Annotated in this window: 14 protein-coding genes; 6 read left to right on the top strand and 8 right to left on the bottom strand. The window is 47.4% G+C overall.

The features are described 5' to 3' along the window. Window positions 1–35: 35 nt before the first annotated feature. Both leuB and AC3WU2_RS22145 read left to right on the top strand, forming a co-directional pair. Window positions 36–1,130 (top strand): 3-isopropylmalate dehydrogenase, encoded by a 1,095-nt coding sequence (leuB, locus tag AC3WU2_RS22150; RefSeq protein WP_018756257.1) that lies wholly within the window; start codon window positions 36–38, stop codon window positions 1,128–1,130. 151 nt (window positions 1,131–1,281) lie between these two features. Beyond that, a complete protein-coding gene (locus AC3WU2_RS22145; RefSeq protein WP_018756256.1) occupies window positions 1,282–1,821 on the top strand; it encodes a peroxiredoxin in 540 nt (179 codons plus the stop codon). A gap of 284 nt (window positions 1,822–2,105) precedes the next feature. Here AC3WU2_RS22145 and AC3WU2_RS22140 read toward each other — a convergent pair whose 3' ends face one another. Genes AC3WU2_RS22140 through AC3WU2_RS22120 form a run of 5 tightly spaced genes read right to left on the bottom strand, consistent with a single transcriptional unit; the run spans window position 2,106 to window position 10,135 of the window. Next, the gene (locus tag AC3WU2_RS22140; RefSeq protein ID WP_492457170.1) at window positions 2,106–4,070 is read right to left on the bottom strand and encodes a glycoside hydrolase family 15 protein; all 1,965 of its coding nucleotides are present in this window, start codon (window positions 4,068–4,070) and stop codon (window positions 2,106–2,108) included. Between the two features lie 4 nt (window positions 4,071–4,074). Then, the gene (locus tag AC3WU2_RS22135; RefSeq protein ID WP_492457169.1) at window positions 4,075–6,504 is read right to left on the bottom strand and encodes a sugar phosphate nucleotidyltransferase; all 2,430 of its coding nucleotides are present in this window, start codon (window positions 6,502–6,504) and stop codon (window positions 4,075–4,077) included. Next, entirely contained in the window at window positions 6,501–9,371 is a 2,871-nt protein-coding gene (locus AC3WU2_RS22130; protein WP_492457168.1) for a 1,4-alpha-glucan branching protein domain-containing protein, read from the bottom strand. The genes AC3WU2_RS22135 and AC3WU2_RS22130 overlap by 4 nt, the downstream gene beginning before the upstream one ends. Beyond that, the gene (locus AC3WU2_RS22125; protein WP_018756252.1) at window positions 9,368–9,898 is read right to left on the bottom strand and encodes a DUF4912 domain-containing protein; all 531 of its coding nucleotides are present in this window, start codon (window positions 9,896–9,898) and stop codon (window positions 9,368–9,370) included. The genes AC3WU2_RS22130 and AC3WU2_RS22125 overlap by 4 nt, the downstream gene beginning before the upstream one ends. Before the next feature lie 39 nt (window positions 9,899–9,937). After that, complete coding sequence (locus tag AC3WU2_RS22120) at window positions 9,938–10,135, bottom strand: KTSC domain-containing protein (protein WP_018756251.1); 198 nt, start codon at window positions 10,133–10,135, stop codon at window positions 9,938–9,940. A gap of 339 nt (window positions 10,136–10,474) precedes the next feature. Between AC3WU2_RS22120 and AC3WU2_RS22115 the strand changes: the two genes are divergently transcribed. The 3 genes from AC3WU2_RS22115 to AC3WU2_RS22105 all read left to right on the top strand — a co-directional run bounded on the left by AC3WU2_RS22115 (window position 10,475) and on the right by AC3WU2_RS22105 (window position 13,856). Next, complete coding sequence (locus tag AC3WU2_RS22115) at window positions 10,475–10,888, top strand: hypothetical protein (protein WP_018756250.1); 414 nt, start codon at window positions 10,475–10,477, stop codon at window positions 10,886–10,888. A 162-nt stretch (window positions 10,889–11,050) separates the two neighbouring features. Then, complete coding sequence (locus tag AC3WU2_RS22110) at window positions 11,051–12,121, top strand: two-component system sensor histidine kinase NtrB (protein ID WP_492457167.1); 1,071 nt, start codon at window positions 11,051–11,053, stop codon at window positions 12,119–12,121. A 220-nt stretch (window positions 12,122–12,341) separates the two neighbouring features. Next, window positions 12,342–13,856 (top strand): leucyl aminopeptidase, encoded by a 1,515-nt coding sequence (locus AC3WU2_RS22105; protein ID WP_492457166.1) that lies wholly within the window; start codon window positions 12,342–12,344, stop codon window positions 13,854–13,856. Between the two features lie 42 nt (window positions 13,857–13,898). On the opposite strand, the gene AC3WU2_RS22100 is transcribed toward AC3WU2_RS22105, so the two are convergent. From AC3WU2_RS22100 to AC3WU2_RS22090, 3 genes are read right to left on the bottom strand one after another with little or no spacing between them, the layout of a single operon-like run. Next, on the bottom strand, window positions 13,899–14,072 hold the full coding sequence (locus AC3WU2_RS22100; RefSeq protein ID WP_492457165.1) for a FeoB-associated Cys-rich membrane protein: 174 nt from the start codon (window positions 14,070–14,072) through the stop codon (window positions 13,899–13,901). Window positions 14,073–14,106: 34 nt separating this feature from the next. Then, a complete protein-coding gene (feoB, locus tag AC3WU2_RS22095) occupies window positions 14,107–16,116 on the bottom strand; it encodes a ferrous iron transport protein B (protein WP_492457164.1) in 2,010 nt (669 codons plus the stop codon). After that, on the bottom strand, window positions 16,113–16,358 hold the full coding sequence (locus tag AC3WU2_RS22090; RefSeq protein ID WP_492457163.1) for a FeoA family protein: 246 nt from the start codon (window positions 16,356–16,358) through the stop codon (window positions 16,113–16,115). The genes feoB and AC3WU2_RS22090 overlap by 4 nt, the downstream gene beginning before the upstream one ends. Window positions 16,359–16,568: 210 nt before the next feature. Between AC3WU2_RS22090 and AC3WU2_RS22085 the strand changes: the two genes are divergently transcribed. After that, on the top strand, window positions 16,569–17,534 hold the full coding sequence (locus tag AC3WU2_RS22085) for an aldolase catalytic domain-containing protein (RefSeq protein ID WP_018756245.1): 966 nt from the start codon (window positions 16,569–16,571) through the stop codon (window positions 17,532–17,534). Window positions 17,535–17,661: the final 127 nt, after the last annotated feature.

Raw genomic sequence — 17,661 nt, 5'->3', positions numbered from 1 at the left:
AAATCAGATCGATCAAATAGATGGAGGTTGTTCACATGTCCGAAGTGAAAAAGATTGCGATTATTGCCGGTGACGGAATCGGCCCAGAAGTGGTAGCAGAAGCGGAGAAAGTATTAAAACGTACAGAAGAATTGTTCGGGTACAAGTTCGAAACCGAGCACGGTCTGTTCGGCGGGATTGCGATTGATGAGAAAGGTACACCCTTACCGCAAGAGACGCTTGAAATTTGTCAAAAGGCTGATGCTGTATTGCTTGGCGCTGTTGGTGGACCGAAATGGGATAACAATCCGAAAGAGCTTCGTCCAGAGACAGGGTTGCTCGGTATTCGTAAGGCACTCGGCTTATTCTCGAATATCCGCCCTGCGAACGTATTCGATTGCTTGAAAGAAGCATCAACTTTGAAACCAGAAGTGCTCGAAGGTACGGACTTGATCGTTGTTCGTGAATTAACAGGCGGTATTTACTTCGGTGAGAAATTCCGTCGCGATACAGAGAATGGACAAGAAGCGGTTGATACATGTGCTTACAGCGAAAAAGAAGTTGAACGTATTGCGCGTCAAGGTTTCGAAATCGCTCAGAAGCGCCGCAAAAAATTGGCTTCGGTTGATAAAGCGAACGTTCTCGAGACATCCCGCCTATGGCGTGAAGTGGTGAATCGGATTGCACCAGAGTATCCAGATGTTGAGCTGGAGCACGTACTTGTCGATAACTGTGCCATGCAATTACTTCGCCGCCCATCGAGCTTTGATGTTATCGTAACAGAGAACATGTTCGGAGACATCATCAGTGATGAAGCAGCGATGTTAACAGGATCGATTGGCATGTTGTCTTCTGCATCACTTGGCGAAGGAAGCTTCGGATTGTACGAACCGGTACACGGTTCCGCACCGGATATTGCTGGCCAAGGCATCTCGAACCCGATCGCGACGATCCTCTCTGTTGCACTCATGTTCCGTCTCACATTCGGTTATGAAGATGCAGCGCAATCGATTGAAAATGCGGTTAAAAATGTTCTTGATGCGGGACACCGTACAGGTGACATTGCAGTCGATAAAAGCAAGGCAATCGGAACGACAGCAATGGGCGATTTGATCATCGCAGCGATGGAGAAAGTCAGCGTCGCAGTATAGTTTTCACAAATTAGTCATCTAATTTATAATGATTCTAAATTAGTAACTGCTTTAATCTTGACTTTCAAATAGGCGAATGATAACATCTTACTTGTGAGTTATTTACTTTGAGAGTAACAACATTTCATAGATTCAGAGGAGGATTTTTATCATGGCAGAACGTTTAGTTGGAAGACCAGCTCCAGAGTTTAACATGGAGACAGCAACAGGAGATGGACAAAAATTCGGAGCGGCATCACTGAATGACTACCGCGGCAAATGGTTAGTATTCTTCTTCTACCCACTTGACTTCACATTCGTGTGCCCAACTGAAATTACAGCACTTAGCGATGCGGCTCCTGAGTTCAAGAAACTTAACACTGAAATCCTTGGTGTAAGTATCGACTCCGTACACAGCCACAAAGCATGGATCAACGCTCCAAAAGAAGCTGGCGGTTTGGGTCAAATTAACTTCCCACTTGCTTCCGACATCACGAAGAACGTTGCTCGTGACTACGGCGTATTGATCGAAGAAGAAGGTATCGCGCTTCGCGGCTTGTTCATTATCGATCCAGAAGGCGAATTGAAATACCAAGTGGTTAACCACAACGATGTAGGTCGCAGTGTTGAAGAGACACTTCGTGTACTTCAAGCGCTACAATCTGGTGGTCTTTGCCCGATCAACTGGAAACCAGGCGACAAAAACCTATAATATAAGGTAACTTAAATATCACCTTTCCATCACGATGCCTTTTCAGGATGCATTGTCGACATCGAATCTTGCATTCACCCATCGAACTCCGTTGCTCATTTAGGTATCCCTAAACTCCGCTACTCGTTCTTCGGGTTCATGCAACCTTCTCGGTGCTGAAAAGTCGATATTTAACCTTCATTTGAATGTAAGTTCAAAAGAATTAAACCCTCGCGGGTGCCGAGTATCTCGGCCCATCGCGAGGGTTTTTGGTTTACCACAAACCTCAAAAAAGCTAGAACGATCTACACCTTCGACAGCTCCTCGTACCGCTGCAAATACTCGATCACGGTCGACACGAACGTCGCATGCGACCATGTTAATGGCGCGACGGAGAGGGGAGTGCCGTTGAACGGATCCACCTGCTCCGGCAGCATGCCGCTCTCCATGCTGTGCTCCACGACCCACATCAGTGTCCTTCGAGGGATGGATAAATCCGCAAGGCTGCAGGCATTGGCGATGTCAAATTTGGCAAACCAAAGGGTGCAAATGATCCATGGATTTCCAGGAACCTGCTCCAAGTTACTGCTCTTCTGGAAGTAATAATCGTGGTAGTAACGCGCGATACCACCTACATCGGTCTTCACGGATAATTGGTTTCGAAGCGCATTCATGGTGCGCTGCACACGCTCATCCGTTGCGGGGAAGACGCCGAATTCGAATAAGGCGAAGATGCTGCTCTCCGGGGTCAAATCCTGTTGCCATTCTCCATCTTTCCGAAATAATCCGCGCACATACCGACCTAATTCTTCGTTCCATAAATGCCTTTCCATTCCTTGCTTCATGGATTCCGCCGCTTCTTGGTACTTAATCGAACGTTTGTCATCCCCGAATAATTTGGCGAAGTTCGCTGCTGCTGATAAGCCGCCATAGACCGCAGCAGAGGTAAAAGTGAAGATGCCGTACCGTTCTTCCCAGAGGTCATAACTTGGCTTTGGTAGCTGCAATTCCTCTTCGACAAATGTATATAAGAAGTTGGCTGCGCGGCGGATTAAGGTCCGATAGAGCGATTGCGGCAGTTCAATATCTCCATTGCGCACATAATCCTGCCATAGTGTATATAAGACAAGGGCCGTCTCATCTTCTTGAATCGGCAGCTGCTGTTTGCCATCATGGATGTAAGGATGCCAGCTGGATCCGACGGTTCCGTCCGGATTGTACTTGTGATGCAGGTAGCCCTCGGGTGCTAACGCTTTAGCACAGAAATGGAAGAAAGGGACGATCATGCCGTGATATCCGGCCATCGACATGGCATGGGCGACGAGTGCGCCGTCACGCGGCCACATGTAGCTGTAATGATCACGGTTAAATTGCATAATATCGGTGTCATTGGCTGCGATGATCGCACCATTCACATCGGTCTGGGTCCGGACAATGAGCAGACTATGCTTGAACAGCTTCTCAATCGCTACACCGAGATCCGCATATTGACGATCGGATTTATTGGCCCAACGCTGCCAGTAGATGGTGATACGGTCCAGCAAATTACCAGGCCCACTATCCCGTACATACGTATCCAGCTTCTTCACTTCTTCGAGGGAGGGCCCCGCAGAGAACCAATAATAGCTAAGAATACTACCGCGCGATGGGACTATCCCCTTAACGCTGATCACGCTGTCAACGGAGCCCTGTGCGATAGGATTCCCCGACAAATCGCCATCTTCGGCATCGCGGAAGGTTCCCTCTGCTTGATGAAAACGTTTGGTCCCTGTCGAGAATTGGTGGATCCCATCCTGATCGAAGCGGGCGTTGAACATGAAATACCGGTCTTTTTTATAATGATAAATCGTGTGATTTGTCGGGTAATAAACTGCTGTATCGCCAACCTCGGTTTCATTGATGATCAGGTCTTGATGAAAAAAGATACGGACCTCGCGATCCGTATAGGCATGATTGTGGACTTCGATTCTTTTCAAATAAATAGCGTCTCGTTGGTGAATGCCATCATTCATGGTTAGGGTAATGCCGAGCCGATCATGGATCGCTGTAACCTGGGTGACAAGAGAATCTTCGAGGTAGGAGAGATGAAAGTTCCATTCCGGGTCACTAAGCCAGCTGAATTGCCCATCCACATAACATCCGATATGGCAGCGATAACCTCCAACATGATTTAGCTGACCGACGTAAGGATAGAATATATCGCGAATACAGCCGTACTGATCCAGGTTTATGAGAAATTTACCGTTTCCTACGACGAGGTGTCTAGGCACGTCATCACTTCCTTAGGGGCGAATTCGTTCTAACAAGTTGGTTGCAATAATTCGAGATCATTCGTTCCGCATTCGTCTCAGATGAAGCATGTGCGATGATGCGGAATAGGGGCTCATCATGATCCGGCAGAATAATAACCCAGCCTTCTTCCGTCATCACTTTAATGCCGTCGATGAGTTCTGTTGCTTGATGTTTGGTGGCTTTGAGGATTTGGCGCATCATAGAGCCTTTCTCATGCCATGCACATGGAATGACTTCTTTGGCGGTATAAAAGTATGGAATTTGTGATATTAGTTCTTCAAGCGTTATGGATTCCGTCATCATCGCTTGGATGATGAGGCTAACCGCATAGATGTCATCCAGTAATGGGTTGAAGAGAAAGTCTCGACTTGATTCGAGTAAGGCGCGATTATTTTCCTTCGTACGCACAAGAGACAGTGGAGTGTCTAGGACAAGCGATTCTACGATTTGCGGAGCACTCACGGGAACCCCTAGACTGAAGGATTTATTTAATTTGCTGGTAGCGAGAATTTTAAGCGCTAGCAGTTGTTCATCGCTAATCCGTGTCCCATCTCGAAGTACAAGGTGAAGTCCTTGCCCGTTGCGTCCAAGCTGAATTCCAAAATCTGCATTTGTCTGCATCACTGTATCGATCAGCTCTTCTTCATATCCTTTGGCCCCGTTATGATGCAGAATGATGCGATGGCCTAGAATAAGACTTGCGAACCGTTCGATAAAGGAGCCGTGATCATGCGGGTCGTATTGCAGAACGGCAAATACGGGATGCGGCAATACAGCAATAGCAGAGAGATCTCTGACGAGTTTCTGCATATAGTCGGTCTCTGCATAATTGTACTGGCGATATTCGCCGATCTGATTGACATGTCCGCGAATGAAATCTTCCTGCCAGAAGGCATTCTCAATTTTCCTTTCGAGACTCTTGGCAAGCGGAAGCCCTTGACTATCGAGTAGTTCAATCAACAAATGATCTTGGCCTTGCACATCGATCATTCGCATATGAACAGCACCGTTCAACTGCATCGTCTGAACGCTATTACGGCAGACAGCTGTCGTCCCTGCTCCCAGATCAAGGACATGAATGCCCGCGGCTTGCAGCCCGGCAGCGAATGCAATTTTCATCATGGAGGCGAAGGGATGCGTCGAGCTGCAGAGACCGACAGTGGTCGTAGGCGACAGAATGGAGCCGAAGGCTGCTGCCAGTTTGCCGGCGAATTCGGGTGTCATCTCTGAATTCGGAATCCCATAGACCCCTTTGCCTCGGAAGAGCTGATGCATCGTCTGTTCCCCCCAGATGATGGAGGTATGCACTTTACTGCTTGGTAGGATCACTTTATTCGGCCATAGCTTAACATTGGATTTCACCGTTACTTCAGGTCCAAGTGTGCATCCTGACCCGATAACGGCATTCTCTTGCATCCGCGTACGTTGACCGATCAAGTTCCGATCGCAGACAAGTGCGCTTTGCAACTCGCAGTCCGGTCCAATCTGATTGTTATCCCACAGAATGGTCCGATCGATATGTGTCCCTTGTAGGATTTGATTGCTGCTGCCGATGATGGAATATTCACCGATAACGGTCCCAGGTGAAATGATGCTGTGTGCACCGATATAAACGGGGCCTATATAGGTTACGCGATCCGTTAAGGTTGTGTGATTTTCTACGAAGATTCCTGGAGCAATTTCATCGGCGGCAATATGTACTTGCACCTTGCGGTCTAGCATATCGAATTGTGTCTCGCGGTATTGCTGGAGATTTCCGATATCGGACCAGTATCCTTCGGCGATATAGCCATATAAGGGGGCATGTTTCTCGAGCAGGAGCGGGAAGAGCTGCATACTGAAGTCATAGACCTGATGGGCTGGAATCAGCTCGAAAATGTCAGGCTCGAGAATATAAATTCCTGTATTGACGGTGTCGCTGAACACTTCGCTCCAATTGGGCTTCTCTAGGAATCGCGTAATTCGTCCTTCCTGATTGGTCATAACAACGCCATATTCGAGCGGTGTATCAACCTCGGTTAAGACGATGGTTGCGATCGATTCACGTTCCTGGTGGAAGGCAACGGCATCATCCAAGTTGAAGTCGGTCAGCGCATCGCCGCTGATTACGATAAATGTCTCATCCAGGAAGGAGGAAGCATTGCGTACACTGCCTGCAGTCCCTAGAGGCTCGGTCTCTTCAAAATAGTGCAGATTCACGCCAAATTCCGATCCATCGCCGAAATAATCTCGAATCACATCCGGCAAATACTGCACCGTAACGGCAATATCTGTAATGTTATGCTTCTTCAGCAGTTCAATAATGTATTCCATACAAGGCCGATTCAAGAGAGGTACCATCGGCTTCGGGGTCTGCATGGTTAAAGGACGCAGACGCGTTCCTTTACCGCCTGCCATAATCACTGCTTTCATCGCATAATCACTCCTTCATACACTTGTTTGGTAGAAGCGGCGATTGATTTCCAATCGTAACGCTGTTCCACTTTGCGAAGCGCGTTCACTGCCATGTTATCCGCAATATCTGGGTGCAGCAGCACTTCAGTTACATGCCAGGCGAGGGATTCGACATGGCCGGGCAAGGCTTTGTAGCCATCCACGCCATGATCAATAATCTCAGCTAGCCCGCCGGTATCGGAGACGACAACGGGGGTACCACTCTGCATCGCTTCAAGGGCGACAATACCAAAAGGTTCATAGAGACTTGGAAAGACGCAGACATCTGCAAGCTGTAACAGTTCGTTACGCGTATCATCGTGAATGAAACCAGTGAAAGTGACATAGGAAGTAAGTCCAAGACGAGCGGCAAGGGCTTCGAGTTCAGCTTTCATCGGACCAGTCCCTGCAATTATCAGCTTGGCATTCGGAACAGACGAATGAATATGAGGCAGTGCTTCAATTAAGATTTGGATGCCTTTTTCATAGACTAATCGGCCGATATAGAACAAGATTTTCTCGTGTGGCGAAGCATATTGTAATCGAAGATTAGCATGATGGTGCTCGAGAGAGTTCTGTACGAATGATGCGATTTCGACCCCGTTCGGAATCATAGATACTTTGGATGAAGGGAGTGTGAATAGGGATTGTACTTCACTGACCATAGCGTTGCTGCATACGATCACTTGATCCGCGATGGCTGTGAGATCGGTCTCCATCTGATGGATACGACGCTGAACGTCGTGTTCAATGATGCCGTGATTGCGGCCATATTCGGTTGCGTGAATGGTTGCAATCAGTGGCGTCCGGGCATAGTCCTTCAGATCTTTGGCTGTGTAGTGAACAAGCCAGTCATGCGCATGGATGAAATCAAACCGATGACCGCTCTCCATGAGTAGAACAGCGTAATCGCTCATAGCCAAATTCAACTGAAAGACCCAATCCATGAAGTCGATTGGCGTCGTAGTCTGTAGGACATTCACACGATGGACGTGAATACCGTTCATCTGTTCATACGAAGGACTGCCCTGCACGGACCTTGTTATGACATGGACTTCAATTCGTTGATCGACAAGATAACGAGATAAATCGAATACCGCTTTGGCAAGCCCGCCAATAACGAGCGGCGGAAATTCCCAGGCGAGCATCAGCACTTTACGGTATCGCCAGGTGGATTTGGCATCCGTGGCATAAGCATCCGGCAGCAGCATAGGTGGCGGACTGGATAGGGATGATGTATAGAGTTCATAGTGCACGGAAGCAAGACATGCCGCATGGTATTCCATACGTTCGAGATGTTCCAAATCGTAAAATCGATGCTCTATCATATCGATAAGCTCGTGGAACTGTTTCAGGTGATGCTCCGTGCGTGCTGCGGCATAAGTAGGAACCGTCTTCGCATCCATAATAAAAGCCCAGTCACTGCTCTGCGCGAGCATTAATTCACGAATCGATTGATTCAATATCCGTTCAGCGACAGCGGTATGCCCCCACAGGTTTGTGCTATGATGCTGTATCGTATGTAGTAATCGATCTTCAGCTTGGTGCAACAATCGATAAATCCAATCATTTTCTTGCCCAAGCCATACTTCGGCATATCCATTTCTTCCCCAGCTGCAGAAGGGAATATCCACCTGTTCCGATACCGGGTATTCACGCAAATAGTCTTCTGGTGTAATAAAAGCAAACGTACCTTGCTGGTTCCGAGGATTACGGAATAGTGCTTCGATCCATAATGGGCCTTCATACCACCAATGACCGAATAATTCAGCATCATAGGGACTCACGATGAGCGGTTTACGATCACACTGTGATTGGTAGCTCTTAATCTGTTGTTCTCGGCAATAGAGGAAATGATCTGCATGTTCTGCTGCTTTGTGCTGAGCCCACACCGGGTTATAAGGCTTCTTCTCATGCTCGTTTTCGCTGATTCGATAATATTTCACACCAGTATGTATCCGTGCTCCGTTCGAGAGAACATAAGGTTTAATATATTCCCATTCCTCGGCATCACTCCAGCCAAGGTCATAGCCAATATCGCGATAATATTCCCTATAATCAGGGTCACCTGGATATCCTTCGCGACTGCTCCAGACTTGACGCGATGATTCAGGATCTCTGGCAAACGCATGAATTCCGTCCACTGTCATCACAGGTGCTGCTAGCCCGCGAGACGGCTTCGGCGAAGCATGTTCAATACCGTGAGAATCAACAACAAAATATTGCAGTCCCGCGGCCTGCAAGAGTGGTGATAATTCAGCCGTATAGGCGCATTCAGGCAACCAGATGCCCCGGGGGCGCCGTCCAAAATGGCGTTCATATTCAAGTACACCGACCATCAATTGTGCCTTGATTGACACCTCATGCTTCAAGAAAGGCAGAAAAGCATGGGTGGCTGAACAAGTCATAATATCTATGCAGCCAACATCTTGATAATAGCGGAATTTGGCAATAATCTGACGACCACACGCCTTATAATAATCGTGAAGCTCGGTCCATCTTTGGGTATACAAGGCCGCAAGCGCAGCGAATTCGGGATTACTCTGATTCCGTTCCTGTTCTAGTTCGGAAAGTTGAATGAGCTGCATCAGATAAGCTTCATATCGCTCGGTCATGAGTGAATCTTCCATCATCGCAAGTAGAGGTGGTGAGAGTGATAACGTAAGTCGGAATGGGATATGATCGCGATGCAACCGATCGAACATGAGCAGCAGCGGGAGATAAGTCTCCGTCATCGCTTCGAAAAACCAACGTTCTTCCATAACATCATCTCGGTCTGCGTGACGAACATAAGGTAAGTGCGCATGAAGAATAAGAGAGAGATAACCTTGGGTACTCAAATTCATGTATGAACTCCTTCTTTGAAATGATAGACAGAATAGGTTGAGAATTCATGATACGGGGATGTGTTCTCCAAGGTGGCGCCTTGGTTCATCGATGGATGCTGCGCATGCATATGTTCAGACAGAGGGTGTCCTTGCTCGATTGTCGCTGCCCGATTTCTTGGCGTTCTCACGGTATTTCCACGGAGCAATGGAACGAACTGATGGTAAATGTTATATGTTCCAAAGTCCGCGGTATACGATCTAGCAGGTGTGAGATCGTGAAAATACCAGGATCTTGCATCTTCCACCGATTGATCCGTATATTTTGCGGCATCGTGCGAAATACTAGAGAGGGAGCCATTATTTTCATAGAGTCGAATAATTTTGGGCATGGAGGCCCAATCGGTGTGATAATGGCGCGTTACAGCCGTGATGGTACGCTCAGAAATTTCCCAATATGCATAGAGGGTGGTCGGGCTCACAACCATGAGTTGCAGCACGTTGTGATGATATGCAGGGAGTATTGGAGCATGTTCCGATTCTGACATAGCGACCTCCTTTTACGCTGGAATCGTGGGTTACATCATTCATTTCGCACTTACCATGAACTGGATGAAGTCGTCATAACGGTTTTCGGATTGAACTAAGGAATCGTAGATGTCCTTGGTTACGGAAGTGAAAGATTTAATCTCACCGTTATGATATTGGGCATGCAGCTCATGGGTGCTGTCATTGTACAGCAGATAGCTAATCTGCTTGGAACAAATCGGAATGATGAAGGACAATGGTTTTCCCTCCTTATTTTCGCAATTGTCTTTCATCTATATGTCGCTGAAAATGGGTTTATAACTTTCACAAGAAGAAATGACTTCGTAGTCCTTATAAGGAACGATAAGCATTTCTTCGGAAATATAAGAACAATTTATCGTTGAAACGGATAAGCTCTTATATTTGAAAAAAGGAATTCTAACGGTGTATCGCGAATATGATTGTAAGCACACACAAGAAAACGCTTACCGCGAAGTGCAGCTTGACTTTGTTATATAGCTCCTGTGACATGGGCGAATGGAAATATTCATTGCAGAGGATTCCACAAGGAATATTTGTAGGAGGAGGATGTCAAAATGAGTTTTTGTTGCGGCGCGAGTATGATGGGAACGAAGGGAACTTTGAAGCATTTTCAAACCCAGATTCACAACGTACCTCTTCTGTTCTGTCCGGTCTGTTATCGGGTTGAAGTGCATCACATGGTGGAGAATGAATATGAAATATTAGCTGAATATGCTCATGGTGACGGGGCAGATGAGGTGGATTTCCGAGATTATGTGGTTGAAGAAGAGAAGGACATGTACGAAAATTGTGTCAATTCGGAACATGAAGATCCACTGGAAGTGGTGAAGACACAGATTGACATGGCGCTTGATCTGTTGACGGTCGCAGGGCATTTGAATGATACAGCGTGGCAGATGCAGCTGAAGAAACGGCTCGCGGTCATGAGTCATCGGAAGCAGCGGTTATTACAGAAGAACAAATCTTAATCGAATTTATCATCGTTCATTTAAATCTTACCTGCGAGGTAAGATTTTTTTTGTGATACGCTAAAACTACCTCTAATTCGACAGGATCTATGGTTGACCAATTTGCCATTTTTTTACTATGATGGTGATAAAGTTGCATTTTTAGCTAAGGGAGGTATAGCTTTGGCGGTAGATCTTCGGAACCACGTATATGAGAATGCACTCCAGCAGTTGGATAGCGGCGTATTATTATTCGATTCGAGTGGGACATTATGTTTCACCAATCAGGAATTGCTACGTTTACTCGAAATATCTGAGGATACGCTGCAAGGTTATTCGCTCAAGCAGTTGATGCGTCACCCGGCGCTCAAGCGAGAGTTCCGGTCGATGATCGTTCAAGTGACCAAAGCCGTGCTCAGGCACAAGCTGACCCGGTATGAACTCATGGATGTGAGCAACCGGCACTGGCTTATCACGATCACGAACTCCGTTCGTATGGGTGGGTATTGCATGCTTACGATCAAAGACGTCTCGGTATATAAGGATGTCGAACAGACGACGTATCAGCAGGACAAGCTTGTCATGTTAGGACAGATTTCTGCGGCGATTGCGCATGAAATTCGGAATCCGCTTACAGCCATTCGAGGGTTTATCCAATTATTGAAGCCCTATTTGATGGCGATCGGGAAGGAAGAATATACGCGCATTATACTAACGGAAATCGACCGCGCCAATGATATTATTTATGAATTTCTGAATTCGTCCAAGCCTACGAAACCAGAGAAATCCTGTATGGGAATTCATTCGCTGCTTCGTGAGGTCATCATGCTGATAGAGAGTGAGGCGTTGATGCGTGGATGTCAGATTCGAGTACTGGAGGAATCGATTACGGATTGGCAAGTAGCGATTGATGTGAAGCAGATGAAGCAAGTCATGCTGAATCTGATGAAAAATTCGATGGATGCGATCTGTGAATCCGGGAAGCAAGTGCCAGGTCTTATTGAGCTTGTGGTGAAGAACACCGGTGAACAGTTGAAAATCATGATTCGGGATAATGGCAAAGGGATGAGCAAGCTCGCACAGAAGAAGCTATTCGAACCGTTCTATACGACCAAGCCATCAGGCACTGGATTAGGTCTGTCGGTTAGTGAGCGGATTATCAAAAATCACGGCGGTTCGATACAGGTGGATAGTCAAGTTGGTGTCGGGACTGAATTCATACTTACGCTGCCAGTGGCTCAATGCGCAATTTGAGGTAGTTTAAATTAAAAAGGCTTTTATGAGGGAGAATGGAATTGTACCTTATAAGAGCCTTTTTCAATACGAAATCTTCGTCCGATCATGGAAAATAAACGAAAGTCGGCAGACAAATTGCCGCCTTTTTTGTTGCGAATATACAGCGTATAATCGATTACTGGGCATAATTGTGAATATAATGAAGCATAAACGATGAAGGACTGGTGATCAGACAACCATGAAAACAACGATACGGTGTGATGCGATGACCGGGTTAGCAAGTGCGCAGACGGAAGTCATCATCTGGCCAATCCGCAAAGAACAGTTGAAGTCGGGAAGCATTCATCCGGATTTGGATGCGCTATTGCAGGCGACTGCAGCCCAAGGCTTATTCGAAGCCAAACCCAATCAGATCTATTCGATGCCGGTCGGCGGCGCTTTCCAACTCAAGACGGTGATGCTCGTGGGACTTGGAAGTCGTGAGCTGCAACCGGATGTGCTGAGGCGAGCTGCGCAGGCTGCAGGCAGAGCGGTCATAAAGTTGAAGTCAGCATCTGTTGCTTGGATCGTACCTGCTGTACACGAGGTCATTGTGACCGATCGACCTTCTTATACATGTGCTCGTGCACTGACTGAAGGATTCTTGCACGGCGCATATCGGATGAAGAAATATCACCGGGACCAACCTAAATATCAGGGTGTATCGGAATTGATCTATCTACGTGAATCTGCAGGCTTGGAAGACGCTACAGAAGACTGGATGGATGGTGTACGCACAGGGCAGATCGTTGCAGAAGCGACGAATATGGCTCGAGATTTGACGAACGTGCCAGGCAATATCCTCGTGCCGAAGCTGCTTGCTGAAGAAGCGGTGACCATTGCGAACGCACATCAGCTTGAAGTTGATATTCTGGATGAGCAGCAGATTGCAGACCTTGGGATGGGCGGATTGCTCGCAGTCGGGCAAGGCAGTGCGAATCCTCCTCGCATGATCGTGCTCAAATACCACGGCGCAGACGACGTAGAGGATGTATTCGGTCTGGTCGGCAAAGGCATTACCTTTGATACAGGTGGGATATCGCTGAAGAAAGCCTCAGGGATGGAAGAGATGATTAGCGATATGGGCGGTTCGGCTGTTGTCCTTGGTGTCATGCAGGCGATTGCGCAGCTGCGTCCTCGAATAAATGTCATTGCAGTGATCCCATCGGCAGAGAATATGCCATCATCGAGTGCTTTTAAACCCGGGGATATCGTGAAGACACTCAGCGGACGTACCATTGAGATTCTGAATACGGATGCAGAGGGTCGTGTTGTTCTTGCAGACGGCATGACCTATGCAAAGCAGCTTGGGGCGACCAAGCTCATCGATGTGGCGACGCTTACAGGTGCGGTGCTCGTTGCGCTAGGCGATGTGGCAACCGGCGCGGTAACGAATGATGAGACGTTCTTACAGGAATTCATCGCTGCTTCCAGACGGACGGGCGAGAAGGTGTGGCAATTGCCTGCATACGAAGAATTCTGGGATATGCTAAAAAGTGATGTTGCCGATTTACGTAATAGCACGGGTTCACACGGTGCGACGATTACAGCGGGCTTATTTATTGGCACATTTGCGGAAGGACTCCCGTGGATTCACTTGGATACAGGTGGTACGGCATTTCTGATGCGTGATTGTGGGATTGATAGCAAAGGGGCGACAGGGGAGATGGTCCGTACCATTACGGAGCTCTTCATGTCACAGGAAGATCAGTAAATAAAGGGAGGAAGAGCTGATGGCAAGCTCTTCCTCCCTTTACTATATCTCCTTAGAGCCAGATTGCTGTGACGCCGGCGTCGAACATTGGTTCATCTGGCATGACTTATTCTGTGAACAGGAAGCGCACGCTCCTTGTCTGCTCTTGCGGAAGAATCGATATAATGTCCATGCAGCATAGAGGACGATCACTGACACAATTAGAATATCCACCATTTCATTTTCGCTCCTTCAACATAGGAATTGTCCATTACGCGAACCCCATCCATTGTCCGATCTGATAGATAAGCACGGAGACGATGTAAGCGAGCGTTAGCCCATATCCGATGGAGAATAAAGTCCAGCGCATCGAAGCGGTCTCTTTCCTGATGACGCCTACGGTAGCAAGGCATGGGACATACAGGAGAATAAAGGCCATGAAGCTGTAAGCTTGCAGTGGTGTGAACGCGTGCTTGATCTGTGTCTCTAAGCCTGACATATCCGGTGTATGATAGATGATGTTCATGGTAGAGACGACGACTTCTTTGGCCATAAACCCTGTCAATAGAGATGCTCCCGCTTGCCAAGTGCCGAATCCAAGAGGTGCAAGAATAGGAGCGAATAGGCCCCCAATCCATGCAAGGAAGCTATGATCCATGTCGACGCCGAACCCACTCGGTCCCGCATAGGATAAGAACCAGATCACGACCGATCCCCCGAGAATGAATGTACCGGCTTTACGGATGAAGCCTTTCCCTTTTTCCCACGTGTTACGCAGCAAGGAGCGGGCTTGAGGCATGCGGTAGGGCGGAATCTCGATGACGAAGATCGACTTCTCCCCTGTATAGAATAAATGCGTGAACAACTTGGCTAAGACTAATGCCATGACGATACCAAGCAGATATAACGAAAAGACGACGACCGCTTTGTTGCTGATGAAAAATGCACCAGCGAACAGACTATAGACCGGCAGCCTTGCCGAACAAGACATGAGCGGGGTGAGCAGCGTCGTAACAAGCCGTTCCTTCGGCTGCTCGATCGATCTCGCAGCCATCACCGCCGGCACATTGCAGCCAAATCCAATAATAAAAGGAATAAAGGCTTTGCCGTTGAGTCCTACCATCTCCATGACGCGATCCATCACAAGGGTCACGCGAGCCATGTATCCGGAGTCTTCAACTAATGAAATTAAGAAGAACAGCATGAAAATTTGTGGGACGAAGACGAGAACACCGCCTACGCCAGCAATAATCCCATCGACGATCAATGCATGGGTGAACTCGGAAGCACCAACGGCTGTCAGCGCTTGATTTACTAGGTCACTGATCGGGCCGCCAATGAATCCGTCCAATATATCGGAGAGGGGCTGACCGAACCAGTCGAAAGTTAGCTTGAATAGCAGGAACATAAAAGCAAGGAAGATAGGCAGACCTAGCCATTTATGCGTTATGATCGCGTCGATCCGCTCGGTTAGCGTATGGGCCTCAGATTGCTTTATGTCTACGCATTGCTCCATAAGCTGTCGAATAAAGCCCATTCGCACACTGCGGATGAATTGCGGCAGGTGCAGCCCTTCTCCCGATGCACGAAGAGACTCTTCGGCCTGTTCGTAGATAGCCCGCAATGGTTCTATCGAAATGATGCTGGTCAGCTTATCGATAACAACCGGGTTATTCTCGAGAAATTGCAAGCTTAACCAGCGAGGATTCGGCAACTCCTCTTGTTGAGGGAGCGCACGGATACAAGCCGTTATTGCTTGTTCGACAATGGATCCATATGAAATTTGGAACTGACTTACAGGCAGGTTCGGCTCCGATAAATGACTCAACATTTGATTTGTGCCTTGTCCCGTACGTGCGACAATTGGTAGAACAGGGACCTGCAGAAGGTCGGATAATTTATCCGTATCGACATGAATGCCGCGTGCCTTAGCGACATCAATCATGTTTAATCCGATGAGAAAGGGCTTGTTATATTCAAGCAGCTGTACAGTAAGATAGAAATTTCTTTCGAGCTGAGAGCTGTCGATGATATTCAACACGGCATCCGGCGATTCAGTAAGTAGAAAATTCGCAGCAACACCTTCGTCACTGGACACCGGATGTAAGGAATAGATGCCGGGAAGGTCTACGAGTTGGCCCTGTTTGTTCCGCAGTAGCCCTACCTTCTTTTCGACCGTCACACCAGACCAGTTACCGACATATTCGTAGGACTTCGTGAGGGTGTTGAACAATGAGGTTTTCCCGGTATTCGGATTACCAGCTAAAGCAATCGTTCTCATACCAAGATCACCTCGATTTTCTTCGCTTCTTGTCTGCGGATACCGAACATCTGCCCGTTCGATTCGCAAGTGATTGGCCCGCCGAAAGGCGCTTTCCGTTTCATGTGGATCTCTGATCCAATGGTAATGCCCAAATCGAGCAGCCTCCTGCTTACGAGGACATGGAGATCGGCACAGCTATGAATGCGCACGGTTGAACCTGGGGCAACGCTGGCTAGGTTTAGAATTGCTTGGCTGTTCATCGAAAGTCACCCTTGTTTCTTATAGTAATTGAGAATAGTTATCATTGTGAACATTTTCACTATAACATGTTTGCCGGAGAATGAACATCCTTTTTTTTGGCGAATTTGCGTCGAAACCCTGAGGAAATTGCCGAAAATCCTTTTGATTTACCACACTAATTCAAGTAGAATGGAAGGAAATGAAAAAGAGGATCAAAGGAGACAAGCTTAATGAAGACAAATCATTGTAAAATCGTCGATTGTACCATTCGTGATGGCGGCCTAGTGAATAATTGGGACTTCAGCATCGAATTTGTTCAGAATCTATATGCTGGATTGAATGAAGCAGGCGTTGATTATATGGAAATCGGCTACAAGAACTCCCCGAAATTATTAAAAGGCGCCGATGAAGTCGGACCTTGGCGTTTCCTAAATGATGATTTCCTTCGTAAAGTCATCCCGCAAAAAGGAAATACGAAATTATCAGCCCTCGTCGATATCGGTCGCGTGGATGAGAACGACATTCTACCTCGCAGCGAGAGCATGCTGGATCTAATCCGCGTTGCATGCTACAGCAAAGACGTCGATAAAGCGCTTGATTTGGTGCAGAAATTCCATGATCTTGGCTATGAGACGACGCTGAACATTATGGCCTTGTCGAATGTTATGGAGCATGAGCTGCTCGAAGCGTTCGAGATGATCAGGGAAAGTGTCGTGGATGTTGTCTATATCGTCGATTCCTATGGCAGCCTGGATCATAACGATATCGAACATCTCGTTGAGAAGTTCAAGCTCCATTTGCCGAACAAACGTCTTGGCGTGCATACGCACAACAATATGCAATTGGCATTCTCCAATTCGCTCATTGCTGCGGAGCTAGGCGTTGAATTGCTTGATGCGTCGGTATACGGTATGGGCCGTGCCGCTGGGAACTGCCCGACAGAGCTTCTTGTAACGCATCTGAAGCACAGCAAGTATTCCTTGCGTCCGGTGCTTGATATCATTGAGCGCTACATGGTTCCGCTTCGTGAGCGTGAAGAGTGGGGCTATATCATTCCTTACATGATCACGGGAACATTGGACGAGCATCCACGCTCTGCGATGGCGCTTCGTGCATCGGATGATAAAGATAAGGCTGTTGATTTCTATGACCGCCTAACGACTCCGGAAACGGCAATCACAAAACCTAAATCATAAAACGAAAGCCATGCTACTCGTAAACATACGAGTTCATGGCTTTTCTTATGCCCAATTGTATATTGAAATTGAAACAAACTACCATTCTTCTGCGTCTAGTGCGTATCTCAGATTCATCAAGAAATGA

Source organism: Paenibacillus sp. EB106-05-06-XG162 (assembly GCF_058791655.1).
This window is presented reverse-complemented; position numbering and strand designations above follow the sequence as displayed.

Bases quoted from the DNA above. Each gene is read 5' to 3' on its own strand.
- AC3WU2_RS22130 (WP_492457168.1), bottom strand. From the start codon at position 9,371: ATGAATTTGAGTACCCAAGGTTATCTCTCTCTTATTCTTCATGCGCAC.
- leuB (WP_018756257.1), top strand. From the start codon at position 36: ATGTCCGAAGTGAAAAAGATTGCGATTATTGCCGGTGACGGAATCGGC.
- AC3WU2_RS22105 (WP_492457166.1), top strand. From the start codon at position 12,342: ATGAAAACAACGATACGGTGTGATGCGATGACCGGGTTAGCAAGTGCG.
- AC3WU2_RS22090 (WP_492457163.1), bottom strand. From the start codon at position 16,358: ATGAACAGCCAAGCAATTCTAAACCTAGCCAGCGTTGCCCCAGGTTCA.
- AC3WU2_RS22145 (WP_018756256.1), top strand. From the start codon at position 1,282: ATGGCAGAACGTTTAGTTGGAAGACCAGCTCCAGAGTTTAACATGGAG.
- feoB (WP_492457164.1), bottom strand. From the start codon at position 16,116: ATGAGAACGATTGCTTTAGCTGGTAATCCGAATACCGGGAAAACCTCA.
- AC3WU2_RS22100 (WP_492457165.1), bottom strand. From the start codon at position 14,072: ATGGTGGATATTCTAATTGTGTCAGTGATCGTCCTCTATGCTGCATGG.
- AC3WU2_RS22085 (WP_018756245.1), top strand. From the start codon at position 16,569: ATGAAGACAAATCATTGTAAAATCGTCGATTGTACCATTCGTGATGGC.
- AC3WU2_RS22135 (WP_492457169.1), bottom strand. From the start codon at position 6,504: ATGAAAGCAGTGATTATGGCAGGCGGTAAAGGAACGCGTCTGCGTCCT.
- AC3WU2_RS22125 (WP_018756252.1), bottom strand. From the start codon at position 9,898: ATGTCAGAATCGGAACATGCTCCAATACTCCCTGCATATCATCACAAC.
- AC3WU2_RS22115 (WP_018756250.1), top strand. From the start codon at position 10,475: ATGAGTTTTTGTTGCGGCGCGAGTATGATGGGAACGAAGGGAACTTTG.